Source organism: Streptomyces asiaticus, assembly GCF_018138715.1.
Lineage (GTDB): Bacteria > Actinomycetota > Actinomycetes > Streptomycetales > Streptomycetaceae > Streptomyces > Streptomyces asiaticus.
On the sequence record NZ_JAGSHX010000002.1, the window covers coordinates 91,143 to 104,977 of the forward strand.

A 13,835-nucleotide genomic window follows, 5' to 3' on the forward strand; every position below is an offset into this window, starting at 1 on the left:
CAGGAACTGTCCGCCCAGCGGAGACGTCCGTTGCATCTGCATCCGCTGCCGCAACAGGCCGCCTGGAACGGCATCTGCGGCATGTGGCTCGCCACCGAGACCGATGACCACATCTTTTTCGAGCAGCGCACCAGCCGAGTGCACCAAGAGCACATCCTGCTGCATGAGGTCGGGCACATGCTGTTTGACCACTGCGGCACGGACCTGAGCCGCGGCGAGGCTTCTCAGGCCCTTCTCCCCGACCTGAGCTCGCAGTTGGCGCAACGGCTGCTCGGCCGCACCAGTTACACCAACCGCCAGGAACAGGAGGCGGAGATGCTTGCCAGCCTGCTGCGCATCCGCGCTTCACAGCCCGCCGCCAGAACTCCGCACAGCGTGCTGGGCCGACTGGAAGCTGCGTTGGGGACGCGTGCCGCAGATGAATGCTGAACCCTCCAGCTTACTGTACTGGTTCAACTACATCTGCGTGGGCTGCCTATGGCTGGCTCTGGCACTACGTGCCTCCATCGCACTACGCGCCCCTGAGCAGCGCGGACTGTGGTTGGCCGTGGCTACGGCTGCGGTGGCCATGATGCTCACGCTCCCCGCCGCGACCCAGCTCGCTCTCCAGGCCACTGGAGGGGTCCATGCCATTGCCCTGCCACGGAACCTGATCGGAGTGCTCGCGTCGGGTGCATTGCTGTACTTCGTCTCGGCGGTCGTCGGCGGCCGCTTACGTCTGAGCGTGTGCTATATGACGGGCCTGGCTATGGCGTTCCTGCTGGTCCTGGATTTCTTGGCTCCACCACACCAGGAACACGCCGTAACGGGCCACGGTGCGCCGACTCCCTCCACTGCCTATTGGCTCGTCTTGGTTCTGATCCATCTCACTGCGGACATCTCATGCGTTTCCCTGTGCCACCCGTACAGCAGACGCACGGCCGACCCCGTCCTCAAGGCAAGCTTACGGATGTTCGGAATCGGCAGCGCACTCACCTTCTTATTCTGGTCCTGCCAGCTCATCAGCCTGCTATTCCACACCGATCGGCTGCTGCCGTACCTCCCGTACGTCATGGACTTGCACGGTCTGCTACGCGCGATCGCCCTCCTGCTGCCCTCGCTCTGGGCAATGCGGGGCGCCGCAACGGAGATCTGCACCATCTGGCACCTGTGGCCGCTGTGGCACGACCTGATACAGGTGGTGCCGCACGTCGCTTTCCTCAAACCCCGCCATCGACTGCTCGAGATCGTGTGGCCACAGGCATCCTGGCGACTGCTGGCCTACCGCAAAATCATCGAGACCCGGGATGCCATCCTCGTCCTCAACGACTATGTGGCCACCGGTACGTGGGCTCGCGCGCGCCGCCATGTGGCCGCTGTGGGTGTCGCTCACACCAAAGTCGATGCGACGGTGCTCGCGTGTGTAATGACAGGGGCACGCAGCGCCAAGCTCGCCGGCCTGCCTCAGCAGCAGTCCGTCGGCAGTCTCGTCAACTTCGACAAAGGTGACCTCGATAGCGAGAAAGCATTCCTCCTGGACATGGCGCGAGCTTACGCTTCGACCCCAGCCCGGAACTTCGCGATCCATCTGAACACATCCGACAGGAAGTGAATATTCATGACCACTATCTTGATCACTGGAGCGACTGCGGGAGTCATGGCGGGCAAGAGGCGGAAGTTTGACGCGGAGTTCCGTGAGGGGGCCGTGCGGATTCGTCGCCGAGACCGGCAAGCCGATCGCGCAGGTCGCGAAGGACCTGGGGATCAACGACAGGACGCTGGCCAGATGGGTGTCCCGCGCCCACAGGGCCAGCGGGGCCGGGGCGGCCAGCGAGAGCGGGGAGCTCGCGCGGTTGCGACGGGAGAACGCCAGCTGAAGAAGGACAACAAGGAGCTGGCCATGGAGCGTGACGTGCTCAAACGTTGCATGGTCCACTGGGTGAAGTAGCTGGGGCGGACCCGGCGGCTCTCGTCGGGGTGATCAGCGACCAGAAGACCGTGCACCGTGTTCCGTACCGCACCTCCTGCCGGGCGCTCGGGGTGTCAGAAGCCTGGTTCTACACGTGGCGGCGCCGTCCGTTCCAGCCGACGCAACGCGAGATCAGGCGGGTCGGCCTGGCCGAGCGGGTCCGCTGTTTCTTCGACTACTCGGGCCAGACGTACGGCTCGCCGAGGATCACGCTGGACTTGTGCGAGGAGGGCTGGCAGGTGTCGCAGAACACCGTCGCCGACATCATGGCCGAGCTCGGCCTGCAGGGCCGCACGCCGCCTCGCCGACGCCGTTCACTGACCCGTCCGGGCAAGCGGAAAGCGGCTCCTGCCCTGGTGCGGCGCACGTTCGACGCCGTCGCGCCCGACGTGTTGTGGTGGGGCGGCATGACGCAGATCGACACCGGAGTATCTCCCCGGATCTCACAAGCGGAGCGCCCCAAGAGGCCGTTGACAATGGGGGGCCACGCCGCGGGCATCGAAATCCCCGGCGACGAGCACGGCTGCCACTGGGGCTCCGTCCCGGCCCAGCCTCTTTGTGGGGCCCTGGCCCCGCCCTGGGGCCAGGGCCCGCCAGCCCTGTGGAACGGGCCTGTCCGGTAGTCCGTTACAGGCGCGGGGTGCGCGCCTCGATCCGGTAGTCGAAGGCGGCACCGCTGACGCTGGCTGTGGTCACCCCGCCGTCGACGGTGAGGACGGCCCCGTTGACGTAGGACGCGGCGGGCGACAGCAGCCAGCCGATCGCCTCGGCGACCTCCTCCGGATCACCCGGCCGCCTGGCGGGAGACAGTCGGTTCGCCTCCTCGTACGCCGCCTCGGCACCGCCCGCCAGCCCCGCCTCCGCCGCGAACCGCGCCATCCGCCGGTCGGCCATCTCCGTACGCACCCAACCCGGGCACACCACGTTCGCCCGCAGCCCCTGCGGCCCGTAGTCGACGGCGAGGGAGCGGCAGAGGTGGAGCAGACCCGCCTTGGACGTCGCATAGGCGGCGTTGCCGACGCTGTTGCGGAGCGCGGCGACCGAGGCGACCGCGACCACCGCCCCGCGGGCCGCCAGCAGATGCGGCAGCGCGGCACGCAGCAGCAGGAACGGGCCGGTGAGGTTGGTTCGTATCAGCTCTTCCCAGTCCTCGACCGCGGTGTCGCCGACCGCGCCGCCCCGCCCGATTCCGGCGTTGAGCACCACACCGTCGAGTCTCCCGTAGGCCGTCACCGTCGTCTCGACGAGCTCACGCACGGCCTCGGGATCGGTGGCGTCGGAAGGGTGGGCCAGCGCTCCGGTCTTCTCGGCCACCCGGCGCAGTGGCTCGGGCCGCCGCCCGGAGATCACAACCTGGTGCCCAGCGGTGCGCAGCAGCCGGGCGGTGGCGGCCCCGATTCCTGTTCCCCCGCCCGTCACCAGGACAACACGTTGTTCCGACATAGTCGTTCGCCTCCGAAGATCGACTTCCGGTTCCCCGCACTGTGAGCATACGAAGCCACCCACATACAACTGGAGGCGGGTGTCGCCAACTTGGCAGCCCTCTACCTGTACCGCTCACACGGCTACCAGCCCATCGAGCCGTACAGGCCTGGACGGAATCCCGCAGTGAACCGCGCACTCCGCAAAACGCTGCAAGGAACGCCAGCACCGTAAGCATCTGCTCCGAGTCACCGAATGGAACTGATGCGGCGCTTGCTCAGGGCACAATCCTCTACGCCCCCTGCGGTCGCGTTCCTCTCGGCCATGCGGCCGCGCGAATCCGAGCTCGGCGAGATGATCGCCACAGCCCAGAGCGAAGTCGTCGATCGTATCGGACCCGCGCTGGACGAGTTCGCCAAGACTGCCCCGGAACTCGCCTCTCTGCTCAAGGTCGTCCTCGAGGAGCTGGCCGACCCCAGGGTTCACGGCTTCGGGATCTCCGAGGACGGCATCACCATGCTCCACAGCTCAGCGCGCACATTCGCCAACCTCGAGAACAGCGCCAACCTGCTTGCCGGTGCCGCCGACACCCTCAAGAACGTCCAGTCGCCAGGATGCCTTGTATCGCACCAGGTCAGGGCGTGGGCCGCTTCGATGGGAGTGTGCGGCTGATCGGCCGGGGCCCAGGTGCCGCGGTGCGGCTTGAGCGCGACCACGTAAGCCAGGCCGGCCTCGCGCAGTGCGAGGTACCAGGTGTCGCTGACTTAAGTAGGCGCAGTCGGCGACCACCGCCGGGCAGCCGAAGCCCACCTCCTTGCCCCGGACCGCGAGAGCGGCGGCCAGCTGCGGTTTCGTACGGAAGGCCGGATCGGCCGGGCCGCGGGTGAAGTGATGGGCGGGGGTATAGGGAGTCGCGTGCAGCGGGTAGTACACGCGGCCGTCGGTCCACACCGTGGGAGGTCGTCGAACCGGGCCGCGCGCTCCTCCAACGGACCCGGCGCAGGCGGACACGGACGGCGAGCAGTCATCTTCAGCCCCCAGCAAAGCAGTTGACTCCTACCACCGGCCTACGACCAACCCGACCTACCGTCAACCCACACCACCACCGGATTTAACGAACTACCGGTAGGACGGTGTCTTCCCGTTTCATCGCTTCCTGCCGTCCAGCCCGTGGGCTGGACGGTCTCATGGAGGCTCCGCGGGCGTTTTGTGTCTCCCCTCTACCAGGGGCGACAGAGCGGTCGACGGGGGCGGCGTGGTAGGCGATGTTCCGCGCGGCGTTGAGATCCCGGTCGATCGTCAGGGTGCAGTTGGTGCAGTGGAACGTCCTGTCCGCGAGTGTGAGGCGTGGGTTTTGCCACCCGCAGGCGGAGCAGGTCTTGCTGGAGGGCCACCAGCGGTCGAGGACCACGAGGGTGGAGCCGTACCAGCAGGTCTTGTAGGCGAGTTGGCGGCGCAGCTCACCGGGCGAGGCGTCGAGGATGGACCGGTTGAGACCGGCTTTCTGCATCACGCGGCGGCCGGGCGCATCGAGGGTGCCGCGGGCGGTTCGTGTCATGCCGGCGACGTTGAGGTCCTCGATGGCGACTTCGGCGAAACGCGTGGCGAGCTGCTTGGTCATCGCGTGCAGCACGGTGCTGCGGCGCACCGCGACCTCGTGGTGCAGCCGAGCCACCCGGCCCCGGGCCTTGGCCCGGCGCACGGAGCCCTTCTGAGAGGGTGGTTTGTGAGTTTTTGCCTGGTTTTGAGTTGTCAATGAACCCACGCCAGTCCCACGTCGGAACGCTCTTCATGAGCAGGGTGGTGGCGCGGGGCGGGCGGCGAGGTGGTCCTGGAGTTCGCGATGTCGGAACTGCCATGCCGTCCCGGACACGCGCAGGATGCCGAGTTCGTAGCAGGTGTCAAGGAAACGGCCCAACCGCCACGGCAACTTCCTGCGGGTGTGTAGGAGGAGCGTGAAATACCGCAACGCTGCCGAGCCGCCCGCGACAGGGAGACAGAAGATGAAGGCTCCGATCAGCAATCCGACCTGGGCCATGTACAAAGCCTCGAATTCCCACCTATAGGTCCCGTACGCCATGGCCCGCACGAGCATCTCTACGAGCCCGAACACGACCGCACCCCCGCCCGCTGTGACGAGCCCGAACACGACCGCTCCCCCGCCCGCTGTGACGGGCCCGAACACGATTGCAGCGACGAGGTCCATGTGGATGGGGCGACGCGGGCCGACTCCCGCGCCTGCGTCCTCCTGCTTGATCATGAGACCGCGTGCGAGTCCGGCCCCGAGCCCGATCGGGAAGCCGAGCAAGAGGCCGCCTTCGAGTACGTTGTCCGCCACTGCCCAAGGGAATGCGTAGACCATTCCGGAGTAGATCAGGAAACCGGTCACGAAACCGGCCGTGAAGCCCAGCATGAGAGCATGTCGACCGGCGCGGGTGCGAAGACGGCCCAGGTCTATCCGCCGTGGCCTGGGCCATGCTGGGCGGTAGAGCACCGGGAGGCAGAAGAGGAACGCCCACACAGCTGGGTAACTTGAGATGTCACCCCCCGCCTGCGGAACTGCCAGGAGGAGCAGCGCCACGATCAGGACGCGCTCGGTCAACCGTGGCCAATACTTCCCCGCCACGGGCCACAGTTCATGGAGGACGACGTCGGTGCTGCTCAGGGTGCGCCCTGCGACGCGGCGTGGTGAGCCGTCTCCGGTGCCGCTGTTGGCGTTGAGGTAGCGGGCGAGGAATGCCAGGTGGCGCCAGATGGTGTTGGCGTCCAGTCGCGGACGGCTGTCGGCGCCCTGCGGCTGGTAGACGTCGTCCGCCCCACGGTGGCCAGCGGCCACCGCAGCGCCGATGTACTGGTCCAAAAGGTACTCGTAAAGATGCCCGCTGGCGGCCAGGACGAGGAGATCGGCGGGGTCACGCAGGTATCGCCCGTCTGCGGTGCGCTCCTCGAAGACGGTGGCGGCCAGGGTCAGTCGCCAGGGTGTGTCCAGCGTCTCGGCCAGCAGGGTGTGTTCCGGCTGGACGGTGCTGGCCGGACCCGTCGCCACCGTGTCCAGGGCGGAGAGGACCGGCTGCCAGCGGGCCCGGCCCCGCTCCGTACCGGCGACGCGTTGCGACAGGTAGTTGTGAGCGCGGGAGGCGTCGACGCGTGCCACGGCGATGCGTGCCACGATCCGGGGTTCCGTCCCGGCTTCCACCAGGGCCTGATAGTGGGCGTGCCGACAGGTGACAACGACAGGGCAGTGTTCGCCACCGTGCTCGAACCGTTCGATGCAGCGGAGGAGGGCGGCGGCGCGTGAGGTGTAGCCGGGGGTCGTGCCCGGGTCCATTTCGTCCAGACCGTCGATGACCGGCAGAACGAGATTGGCGTCCACCAGGCGGGCGGCTTCGCGGCGGGGAAGACGGTAGACGTCGGTCAGGTGTGCCCGTAACCAGTCACGTATGTCGCTGCCGGGCCAGGATGCCGCGGTCAGTCGTACCGGCACCGGCGCCTGCGGGGAACGTTCCTTGGCCAGGCCCAGGATCAGGGACAGGGCGAGCACGGTTTTGCCTGTTCCCGCGTCACCGCCGGTCTGCCCGTCCCGGCCGTCGGACGGTGTACCGGTGATGGCCATCCGCCCAGGCCGCAGGCTCCGGTAGTAGTCGGCGATCCCCTCCAACGTTCCGTCGGCGCGCGAACCGCTCATCCCGGTGGCCGTCGCCGTGAAAGTGAGGTCGATCCGCCCGTCCGGCGCTGCCTGTCCGCTGCCCAGCAACTGCCGGTACTGCTTGCCCTCCGCCCGCGCCACCAGTCTGGCGAGTTCCTCCGCGATCACCGAGGCCGTGCGCTGGTCCTGCAGGGCCCGGATCCCCGCCCACGATCCCCATCCCCCAAGGACCACACCCACCAGGCTGGGCAGGAGGGCCAGCACCCCCGCCTGGTCGAGGTCCCCCTTCGCCCTCGGCAGCGCATCCATCGTCCACCACAGGCCGGCCAAGCACACCGCAACGCTGAACACCACTGCCGAGACTGCCCCGGCACGCCCCCGCCGCATCATGAGCACACATCCTGCCTTAGGGCGTTCCGGGCGGCTATGGCCGTGGCTGGGTGAACAAGCCCTGCTCGGTCTCGACCAGGATTCTTCGCTCGGCGAGCCGTTTGAGTTTCAGGCGGGTGTTGTTGATGTTGTTGGGCGCGATTTCCAGGTCCATCGCCTCGCACACCTGCCGCGCCCGCAGCGGGGCGTCGGCCGCGGAGAAGACCGCCATGATCTGCTGGTAGGCCGGATGGTCCGGCAGCTTCGGGGGCGGCGGCGCGGGCGGCTGCGGATCGGGCAGCTCCAGCAGCGTCTTGCGGGTGATCCGGATCTCCTCGGCGGCCCGGCCGAGTTCGTCCAGCCGTGCGGTCAGCTGCGCGATCTGCTCCCTCGTCGTCTCGGTCTGCGCGGCGATCTCCCCCTCTCGCTCCTCCAGCCGCGCCAGCACCGCGCCGAGGGTCAGCTCCCCGCCACTCATGTGCTGCGCCAGGCCGCTGCGGTCGTCCCGGTCAGCCGGCGCAGTATCACCGCGGTCATCGCCCAGTACACCCGCGACTCCGAACTGCGCGGCAAGTGCTCATAGTCGCGCACCAGCCTGCGGTGCAGCATCAAGATCCCGTAGGCACGCTCCACGATCCACCGTTTGGGGATCGGCACGAACCCGGTCCGGGCCGGGTTGCGCTCGACGATCTCCACCTCGATGCCCACCTTCTCCCCGTGCGCGACGACGGCGCTCTTGAAGCCCTGATCGACCAGGGCCTTCTGAACGCTGTCGGTGTTGGCGGCGACCTTGTTAAGACGTCGTCTCATTTGGAGTGCTGGGTAGTCTGAACCGTGTGGTGATGGTCGAGCGCATGGTGCCGGACGAGTTGTGGGAGCTTTTCCAGCGGGTGGTCCCACCTGCCCCGTCGCGGCCGCAGGGCGGCGGTCGGCGCCGGTACGGGGATCGCGAGGTGCTGGCCGCGATCATCTTCGTGGCCGCAACGGGCTGCACCTGGCGGCAGTTGCCGCCGGTCTTCGGCCCGTCGGGGCCGACCGCGCATCGGCGCTTCACCGAGTGGAGTGCCGCCCGGGTCTGGGCGAAACTGCACCGCCTCATCCTCGACCAGCTGGGTGCGCGCGGAGACCTGGACTGGTCGCGCTGCGCGATCGACTCGGTGAACATGCGGGCCCTGAAAGGGGGGACCTGACCGGTCCGAATCCTGTGGACCGGGGCAAGAAGGGCTCGAAGATCCACTTGATCACCGAGCGGACCGGTTTACCCCTCTCCATCGGGATCTCCGGCGCGAACCTGCACGACAGCCAGGCACTCGAACCGCTCGTGCGCGGCATCCCGCCGATCCGCTCCCGCCGCGGCCCGCGCAGACGACGGCCCGCCAAGCTGCACGCGGACAAGGGCTACGACTACGACCACCTGCGCCGATGGCTACGCAAGCGAGGCATCGGCACCGCATCGCCCGCAAGGGCATCGAGTCCTCCACCCGGCTCGGTCGGCATCGCTGGACGATCGAGCGCACGATGTCCTGGCTGGCCGGCTGCCGTCGCTTGCACCGCCGCTACGAACGCAAGGCCGAACACTTCCTGGCCTTCACCGCCATCGCATGCAGCCTCATCTGCTACCGAAGACTTACCAAATGAGACGACGTCTAAGGAGGCCCACGCCCTGCTTGGCTCCGTGTGGGCCGCCGCCGACAGCCTGGATCAGGTCATCGAGCAGACCGCCCAGTTCCTCGACCGCCTCGGGGCTGCCGGGCTGCTGACCTCCGTCGACGGCCAGGGACACACAGACGGCCAGTTGCGCAGTGCTGGCAGTGCGCTGCATCGGGCACGCCAGGCGTCCACGCTGCTCTCCACCGCGCTGCGTGACGCCCGTGTCGCCACCAGCGGACTCGACACCACCACGCCTGAGAACGGCCGGTGGACACTCTCCACCGCACCCGACTCCATGCCCACGGACCCGGCCGAAACAGGGAAGCGGGACAGCTCCTGAGCGAGGACGGCGTGGGCGGCGGTCGGGTCGCGCATCGTCAGCCGGCGGATCCATCGGCCGCTGATCGTGCCTGGCCGGACGGGGATCTCGGTGACGGCTCCGAAGGGCAGCAGCTCCGGATCGCGGCCGACAGCGACCTCGAGCGCGGCTCCGTAGGACAACGCCCGGACACGCACCGGCCCCCTCGACATGGCGTCGAGGGGGCCGGTGCGTTGGTAGCGGGGACAGGATTTGAACCTGCGACCTCTGGGTTATGAGCCCAGCGAGCTACCGAGCTGCTCCACCCCGCGTCGGTCCGCCTACCCTACACGGCGCGGGCGAAGGAGTTCGACATACTCCACGCCCCTGATGTTCGGTGCGGGAGCGCCTTCTCTGGCTCCGGCAGCCTGACGGATGCAGTCGAGTCAAGGGCCGAACTCAGCTACCTGTGAAGCGGACGGCATGGGCCGACGCCTGCGGATCGGTGGCCGCCAGCAGCCGGGAGCCCTCCGCTTCCAGCGCCTCCCGGTCAGCGATCCCGAGCCGCCCGAACGGCTCGACCAGCACCGCCGCCTCACCTCGCCGCCGCTCGAACTTCCACGTACCGCCGACGAATCCGTCGACCAGGACCGTGCCGCGAACGATCCCGTTGGCCGTCATCACCTGGCCCGGATCCACCTCCCCGAGAATCCGGGACCGGTCGGCGTGCGACAGCACCAGGTTGTCGAAGTCGGCGACGAAACGCGCGGGCACCGGTGAACCCGCCAGTGGATCTCGGCGGCCGTCGGTCTCATCGAGGAGCTTGATCACTACAGCCGGGTCGGTTTCGTAGAGCCTGACCCACTTCGCGTACCGACGCTGGGCAGTGCCGACGACGGTCCATTCGGCCTCGATTGCTGGGCCGGAGCGGCCTGCCAGTTGCCCATCCTCGGCCCGGCCCCGTGCCCGAACATGGTGCTCGCCACCCCAGGCGGGCATGTACTGCACCAGTTCCCCTACAGCGAGCGGCTCATCTCCCGTGCATCCAAATCAAGCCCACGTTGCGCGTGGCATCCGGCCGCCGCAGCCACCGCCGCGGCGCTTCGCACCACACTGCGCCGCCCGGCCGGAAGCGGCGTCACGTCGTTCCCGGACACCAGCCAGTGGGTCGTTCGCTGCGGGCAGCGGCAGACCGGATCGGGTGCGCCGAGGAGCGGCAGGTGGCTTGGCCGTGGCACCGGGGAATGGTGCAGTAGCCCTGGACAGCAGATGACGGACCCGCTGAGACGGCCCTCGATCACCGGCAGCTGGAACTTACACCGCAGATTCGCCTTCGCCGATTCAGTAGTCAGGGGCCATCCGCGAGGCTGATTCCGCCCGGCCCCCTCGTGTACTGGATCGGAGAGTGTTGTGCCCCGCCGGAATACCGAAGTGCACACCCGTACGCCGCAAGAACGATCATGCTGCTCAGGCGGTAGTCCTTCACTGTCAGAGCTCCGGAGAGAGGGGTGGCTGGGCGCTGCCCGCGGGGCTGCGGCTGCAGTAGCGGCCATGCTCGTCAACGCGGCCGGGTGGTCCAAATGATGCAGCGACCACATATTTCCACCACAGACACAAGGCCCGGCACTACCGATGACCTGGTCGCTGACGCACATGCAGCGGGCTTCACGCGGGTCAGCTCCCGCTCGGTCAGAGACTGGACCGAATTTGGCCTGCTGGCTCAACCCGCGTTCAGAAAGAGCAGCCAACACGGCAGTGACCATCGTGTGTATCCGCCGGAGCAGCGGGAGCTGTTTCTCAGACTTCTGTGGGTGAGGGAGCGCCTGCCGCAAGGATGGCGTTACCGGCGCGTCGTTCTGGCAAGGACAATCGTCGGTCTGTGGTTGCTCGGTCTGTTGGACCTCCCCACCGAGCAGGTAAGACGAGCTCTGCGCAACACGCTGGGAATGCAATCAACCGCAGCTGAGAACTGCAAGATCGCGAGCGCCTTGGTCAATGGCCTGGCTCACCCGTCGGCCTCGACAGCACAGATCCGCAAGGCACGCCTCGTGGTGGCGCAGTGTCTTGGGAAAGGGTGCTGGGACCGTGCGAGGGTGCTCTCCGTGCTGGTAGAGGTCTCGTTCTCCTGGTCGGCGCACGCTGATCGTGCAACTGGTTCCACAGCAGGAGACGATACGCCGAACCTCGGGCAGGTGCTTAACGACTTCGCTGGATACATCGACAGTCGGAATGAGGTGATGACACGGCTCAGGGAAGAAGCGGTCACCCCAGCGCAGCTCCTTGAAGCGCGTCGCCGGTTCAATTCGGATCCACGCCAGGTAGCACGGCGACTCGACTGGATTATGGAGGCCATGGTGCACCACACCGCGGGGCTGCCGGGTAGTCCTGACAATACCGCCGCCGGCTCCAGCCTGACGCTACTCAACGCCTTCATGCATGAACTTATCGCCATCCTCGGCCTTGGGTAGTCCTCACCTGCCGACTCGATTCCATGCCATTGTGAGAGGCCCCGCTCGGGCTCAGGCAGATTCCTCGACCTTGAGGAGGAGTAGGTCGAACTCGGGGCCGTCGGCGGTGTTGCGGTAGGGGCCTGCGTACTCGTAGCCGAGCCGGGCGTAGAGGTCCTGGCCGTGTCGGTTGGAGGGCAGCGCGAGCAGCGACGACCCTTCGGGGCGATGGTTTTGAGGAGCTCGGCGTGCAGGCGGGCGCCGATGCCCTGGGACTGCCACGGCGGGCGGACTGCCAGCTCGCACAGGCCCATCAGTCGCTCGGTGCGGGCGCCCGCGGGGACCTGGTCGACCAGGCCGACGCCGAACCAGTAGTCGGCGGAGCAGGGGAAGGCGTAGCCGAATCCCACGGGTGTGCCGCCCGCGTACGCGACGACCAGGGCGAAGCCAGCGTAATATTAGCCGCTATGGGCTGACCTCAGTCCCTGGTCTGCTCACGAAGGAAGCGGCGTTCCGCGCGGCGGCGGCGCACCTGGTACCAGCGTGCGGTGTAGGCGAGATCCTCCCGGCAGACGTCCAGGAAGGCCCTCTGCGCGGTGACCAGGGCCTCGGCCTGCCGCTGGGATCGGCGGGCGCTCTTCTCGCCCAGCTCCAGGTTGCTGGTGGCCTCGACGAGGGTTTCCGCCGCGGCGATGACGTGGACGCTGCCGCACAGCCGGACCCCGTGCAGCGCGCTGATGAGCTCGCTGCTGACCTCCCACACCTGGGGGGTCTGGCCCAGCAGCAGCTTGTGCGCGGCGCGTCCGGCCTCGCGCTTCAGGTGGGCGAACTGGTACGCGTAGTTGAACGAGCGGGTGGAGGCGTCCAGCAACCGGCGGTACGCCTCCGCGCGGTCTTCCCTGCTGCCAGCCGGGGAACGCCCACAGGCCGGTACCGCCCGACCAGCGCGCTGGCCACGCTCCCTGTCGCTTTGATACCGGCAGCCGCCACGCCCGGCGTCAAGAAGGTCATGCCCGGTTCTACCATCCGGCGGGCCGGGCGCCGGCCGGGCCAGCAGCTGCTCGACCCGGGCCGTCCCGCAGGCGAGGTCTGCCCAGCGGGCGTCAGGGAGGCGCACTGCGTGGTGGCCACGGGCGCCCGTGGCCAGTGGGGCCGTGGAACAGCTCGGATCACCCCGCCAGAGCCCAGCCCAGCCATTCATCCGTCGCTGCCGCGACCTCAACAGGGCAGGGCCCGAACCTCGGCGGCTGGGGTTCGGGCCCTGCCCTGTTGAGGAACGTGTTCAGCCGGTGCTCGGGTCCTGGCCGACCAGCCGCGTGAGCAGCTCCACGATCTGGGCCTGGTTCCGGTCCATCTTCTGCCCGAGCTCCTCGAGGCGGCTCTCCAGACGGTCTACCTTCTGATCGAGGTTCCCGACCTGGAGACGCACCGCGGTCAGGTCGCTCTTGATGATCCCGAACTCGCGGTCGTTCTTCTGGTCGACCTCTTCGAAACGCCTTGTGAGAGCGGCGAGTTCGCCGTGGGCTATGGGGTCCTCGGGCACGCGGGGCGCTCCTGCCAGGTCATGAAAACGAGCAGACATCAGGCCGCCCACGGTATCGCGCTCACCGGCCGCCGGTCCCGGCCCCTCGAGATGCCCACGGTCCCAACACCCCGGCCGAAGCCGCTAGCCGAGGCGCGGACGTACTGGGAGAACCACGGCCCTCGAGACTGGCGGCCGGTCCCCGTGCGAGTCCGATACGGAGACGTGGCCGGCGTGCCGGACCCGGTTTTGCCGCTCGTCCGTACGGTCGCGCTGGCGTCGCGGAACGTGCTCGTGGAGCGACGGAAGTCGTGAGGCGGCTGAGGAGCGATAAATCCACTGCGGTGGATCCCGCCCAGTGGGCGCTGGCTCGCTGGGCGCGGCACGCCTCGGCCGCCGTGCTGCACGTCTTGCACCAGGGCCGCTGGTGCCACACCGGTGTCGCCCCGGAGCGGGTGCGGGTCCGGGGCTCCGAACCGGGCGCGCCCGACGGTTCCTGGCGGCGGGCGGGCGGGCGGCGGTTCCTGGCCGGG

Annotated in this window: 16 protein-coding genes, 1 tRNA gene and 3 pseudogenes; 8 read left to right on the forward strand and 12 right to left on the reverse strand. The window is 68.1% G+C overall.

All coding sequences use genetic code 11. The annotated features are described in order from the left end of the window. Window positions 1–30: 30 nt before the first annotated feature. The 4 genes from KHP12_RS06050 to KHP12_RS06065 all read left to right on the forward strand — a co-directional run bounded on the left by KHP12_RS06050 (window position 31) and on the right by KHP12_RS06065 (window position 2,571). Window positions 31–429 (forward strand): hypothetical protein, encoded by a 399-nt coding sequence (locus KHP12_RS06050; RefSeq protein WP_246642980.1) that lies wholly within the window; start codon window positions 31–33, stop codon window positions 427–429. Further along, complete coding sequence (locus tag KHP12_RS06055) at window positions 419–1,591, forward strand: MAB_1171c family putative transporter (RefSeq protein WP_211831758.1); 1,173 nt, start codon at window positions 419–421, stop codon at window positions 1,589–1,591. Before KHP12_RS06050 ends, KHP12_RS06055 begins: the two co-directional genes overlap by 11 nt. A gap of 82 nt (window positions 1,592–1,673) precedes the next feature. Beyond that, entirely contained in the window at window positions 1,674–1,856 is a 183-nt protein-coding gene (locus KHP12_RS06060; protein ID WP_308016695.1) for a transposase, read from the forward strand. Window positions 1,857–1,956: 100 nt separating this feature from the next. Beyond that, the gene (locus KHP12_RS06065; RefSeq protein WP_211831759.1) at window positions 1,957–2,571 is read left to right on the forward strand and encodes an IS3 family transposase; all 615 of its coding nucleotides are present in this window, start codon (window positions 1,957–1,959) and stop codon (window positions 2,569–2,571) included. Between the two features lie 4 nt (window positions 2,572–2,575). On the opposite strand, the gene KHP12_RS06070 is transcribed toward KHP12_RS06065, so the two are convergent. Next, entirely contained in the window at window positions 2,576–3,391 is an 816-nt protein-coding gene (locus KHP12_RS06070) for an SDR family NAD(P)-dependent oxidoreductase (RefSeq protein ID WP_211831761.1), read from the reverse strand. A gap of 234 nt (window positions 3,392–3,625) precedes the next feature. Between KHP12_RS06070 and KHP12_RS06075 the strand changes: the two genes are divergently transcribed. Continuing rightward, on the forward strand, window positions 3,626–4,042 hold the full coding sequence (locus tag KHP12_RS06075; protein ID WP_211831762.1) for a hypothetical protein: 417 nt from the start codon (window positions 3,626–3,628) through the stop codon (window positions 4,040–4,042). Here the strand turns inward: KHP12_RS06075 and KHP12_RS53775 are convergent. From KHP12_RS53775 to KHP12_RS06095, 5 genes and pseudogenes are all read right to left on the reverse strand, one after another. Further along, a pseudogene (locus tag KHP12_RS53775) lies at window positions 3,970–4,327 on the reverse strand (transposase); the annotation flags it as partial. The gene KHP12_RS06075 and the pseudogene KHP12_RS53775 overlap by 73 nt on opposite strands. Before the next feature lie 154 nt (window positions 4,328–4,481). Further along, entirely contained in the window at window positions 4,482–5,135 is a 654-nt protein-coding gene (locus KHP12_RS06080; RefSeq protein WP_372455169.1) for an RNA-guided endonuclease InsQ/TnpB family protein, read from the reverse strand. 24 nt (window positions 5,136–5,159) lie between these two features. Continuing rightward, window positions 5,160–7,325, reverse strand: coding sequence for an NACHT domain-containing protein (locus KHP12_RS06085; protein WP_211831765.1), 2,166 nt, complete (start codon window positions 7,323–7,325; stop codon window positions 5,160–5,162). 115 nt (window positions 7,326–7,440) lie between these two features. Continuing rightward, window positions 7,441–7,863, reverse strand: a complete 423-nt coding sequence (locus KHP12_RS06090; RefSeq protein ID WP_211831767.1) for a hypothetical protein — start codon at window positions 7,861–7,863, stop codon at window positions 7,441–7,443. After that, entirely contained in the window at window positions 7,860–8,195 is a 336-nt protein-coding gene (locus tag KHP12_RS06095) for a transposase (protein ID WP_211831769.1), read from the reverse strand. The genes KHP12_RS06090 and KHP12_RS06095 overlap by 4 nt, the downstream gene beginning before the upstream one ends. Before the next feature lie 32 nt (window positions 8,196–8,227). Between KHP12_RS06095 and KHP12_RS06100 the strand changes: the two are divergent. Then, window positions 8,228–9,023 (forward strand): annotated as a pseudogene (locus KHP12_RS06100) (IS5 family transposase). Window positions 9,024–9,060: 37 nt separating this feature from the next. Beyond that, window positions 9,061–9,375, forward strand: coding sequence for a hypothetical protein (locus KHP12_RS06105; RefSeq protein ID WP_211831771.1), 315 nt, complete (start codon window positions 9,061–9,063; stop codon window positions 9,373–9,375). 213 nt (window positions 9,376–9,588) lie between these two features. Here KHP12_RS06105 and KHP12_RS06110 read toward each other — a convergent pair. Further along, a tRNA-Met gene (locus KHP12_RS06110) sits at window positions 9,589–9,665 on the reverse strand. A 127-nt stretch (window positions 9,666–9,792) separates the two neighbouring features. Then, window positions 9,793–10,332 carry a DNA glycosylase AlkZ-like family protein gene (locus tag KHP12_RS06115; RefSeq protein WP_211831952.1) on the reverse strand — a complete coding sequence of 180 codons (540 nt, stop codon included), beginning with the start codon at window positions 10,330–10,332 and terminating at the stop codon, window positions 9,793–9,795. A gap of 581 nt (window positions 10,333–10,913) precedes the next feature. On the opposite strand from KHP12_RS06115, the gene KHP12_RS06120 reads away from it, so the two are divergent. Beyond that, on the forward strand, window positions 10,914–11,801 hold the full coding sequence (locus tag KHP12_RS06120) for a hypothetical protein (protein WP_211831772.1): 888 nt from the start codon (window positions 10,914–10,916) through the stop codon (window positions 11,799–11,801). Between the two features lie 51 nt (window positions 11,802–11,852). Here KHP12_RS06120 and KHP12_RS50670 read toward each other — a convergent pair whose 3' ends face one another. The 4 genes and pseudogenes from KHP12_RS50670 to KHP12_RS06135 form a co-directional block, all read right to left on the reverse strand. Next, complete coding sequence (locus KHP12_RS50670; RefSeq protein WP_246642983.1) at window positions 11,853–12,062, reverse strand: hypothetical protein; 210 nt, start codon at window positions 12,060–12,062, stop codon at window positions 11,853–11,855. Window positions 12,063–12,067: 5 nt separating this feature from the next. Further along, window positions 12,068–12,190: pseudogene (locus KHP12_RS53260) on the reverse strand (GNAT family N-acetyltransferase); the annotation flags it as partial. A 68-nt stretch (window positions 12,191–12,258) separates the two neighbouring features. Then, a complete protein-coding gene (locus tag KHP12_RS06130; RefSeq protein ID WP_246642984.1) occupies window positions 12,259–12,651 on the reverse strand; it encodes a hypothetical protein in 393 nt (130 codons plus the stop codon). 411 nt (window positions 12,652–13,062) lie between these two features. Continuing rightward, window positions 13,063–13,323 (reverse strand): hypothetical protein, encoded by a 261-nt coding sequence (locus tag KHP12_RS06135; protein WP_211831773.1) that lies wholly within the window; start codon window positions 13,321–13,323, stop codon window positions 13,063–13,065. Between the last annotated feature and the right edge of the window lie 512 nt (window positions 13,324–13,835).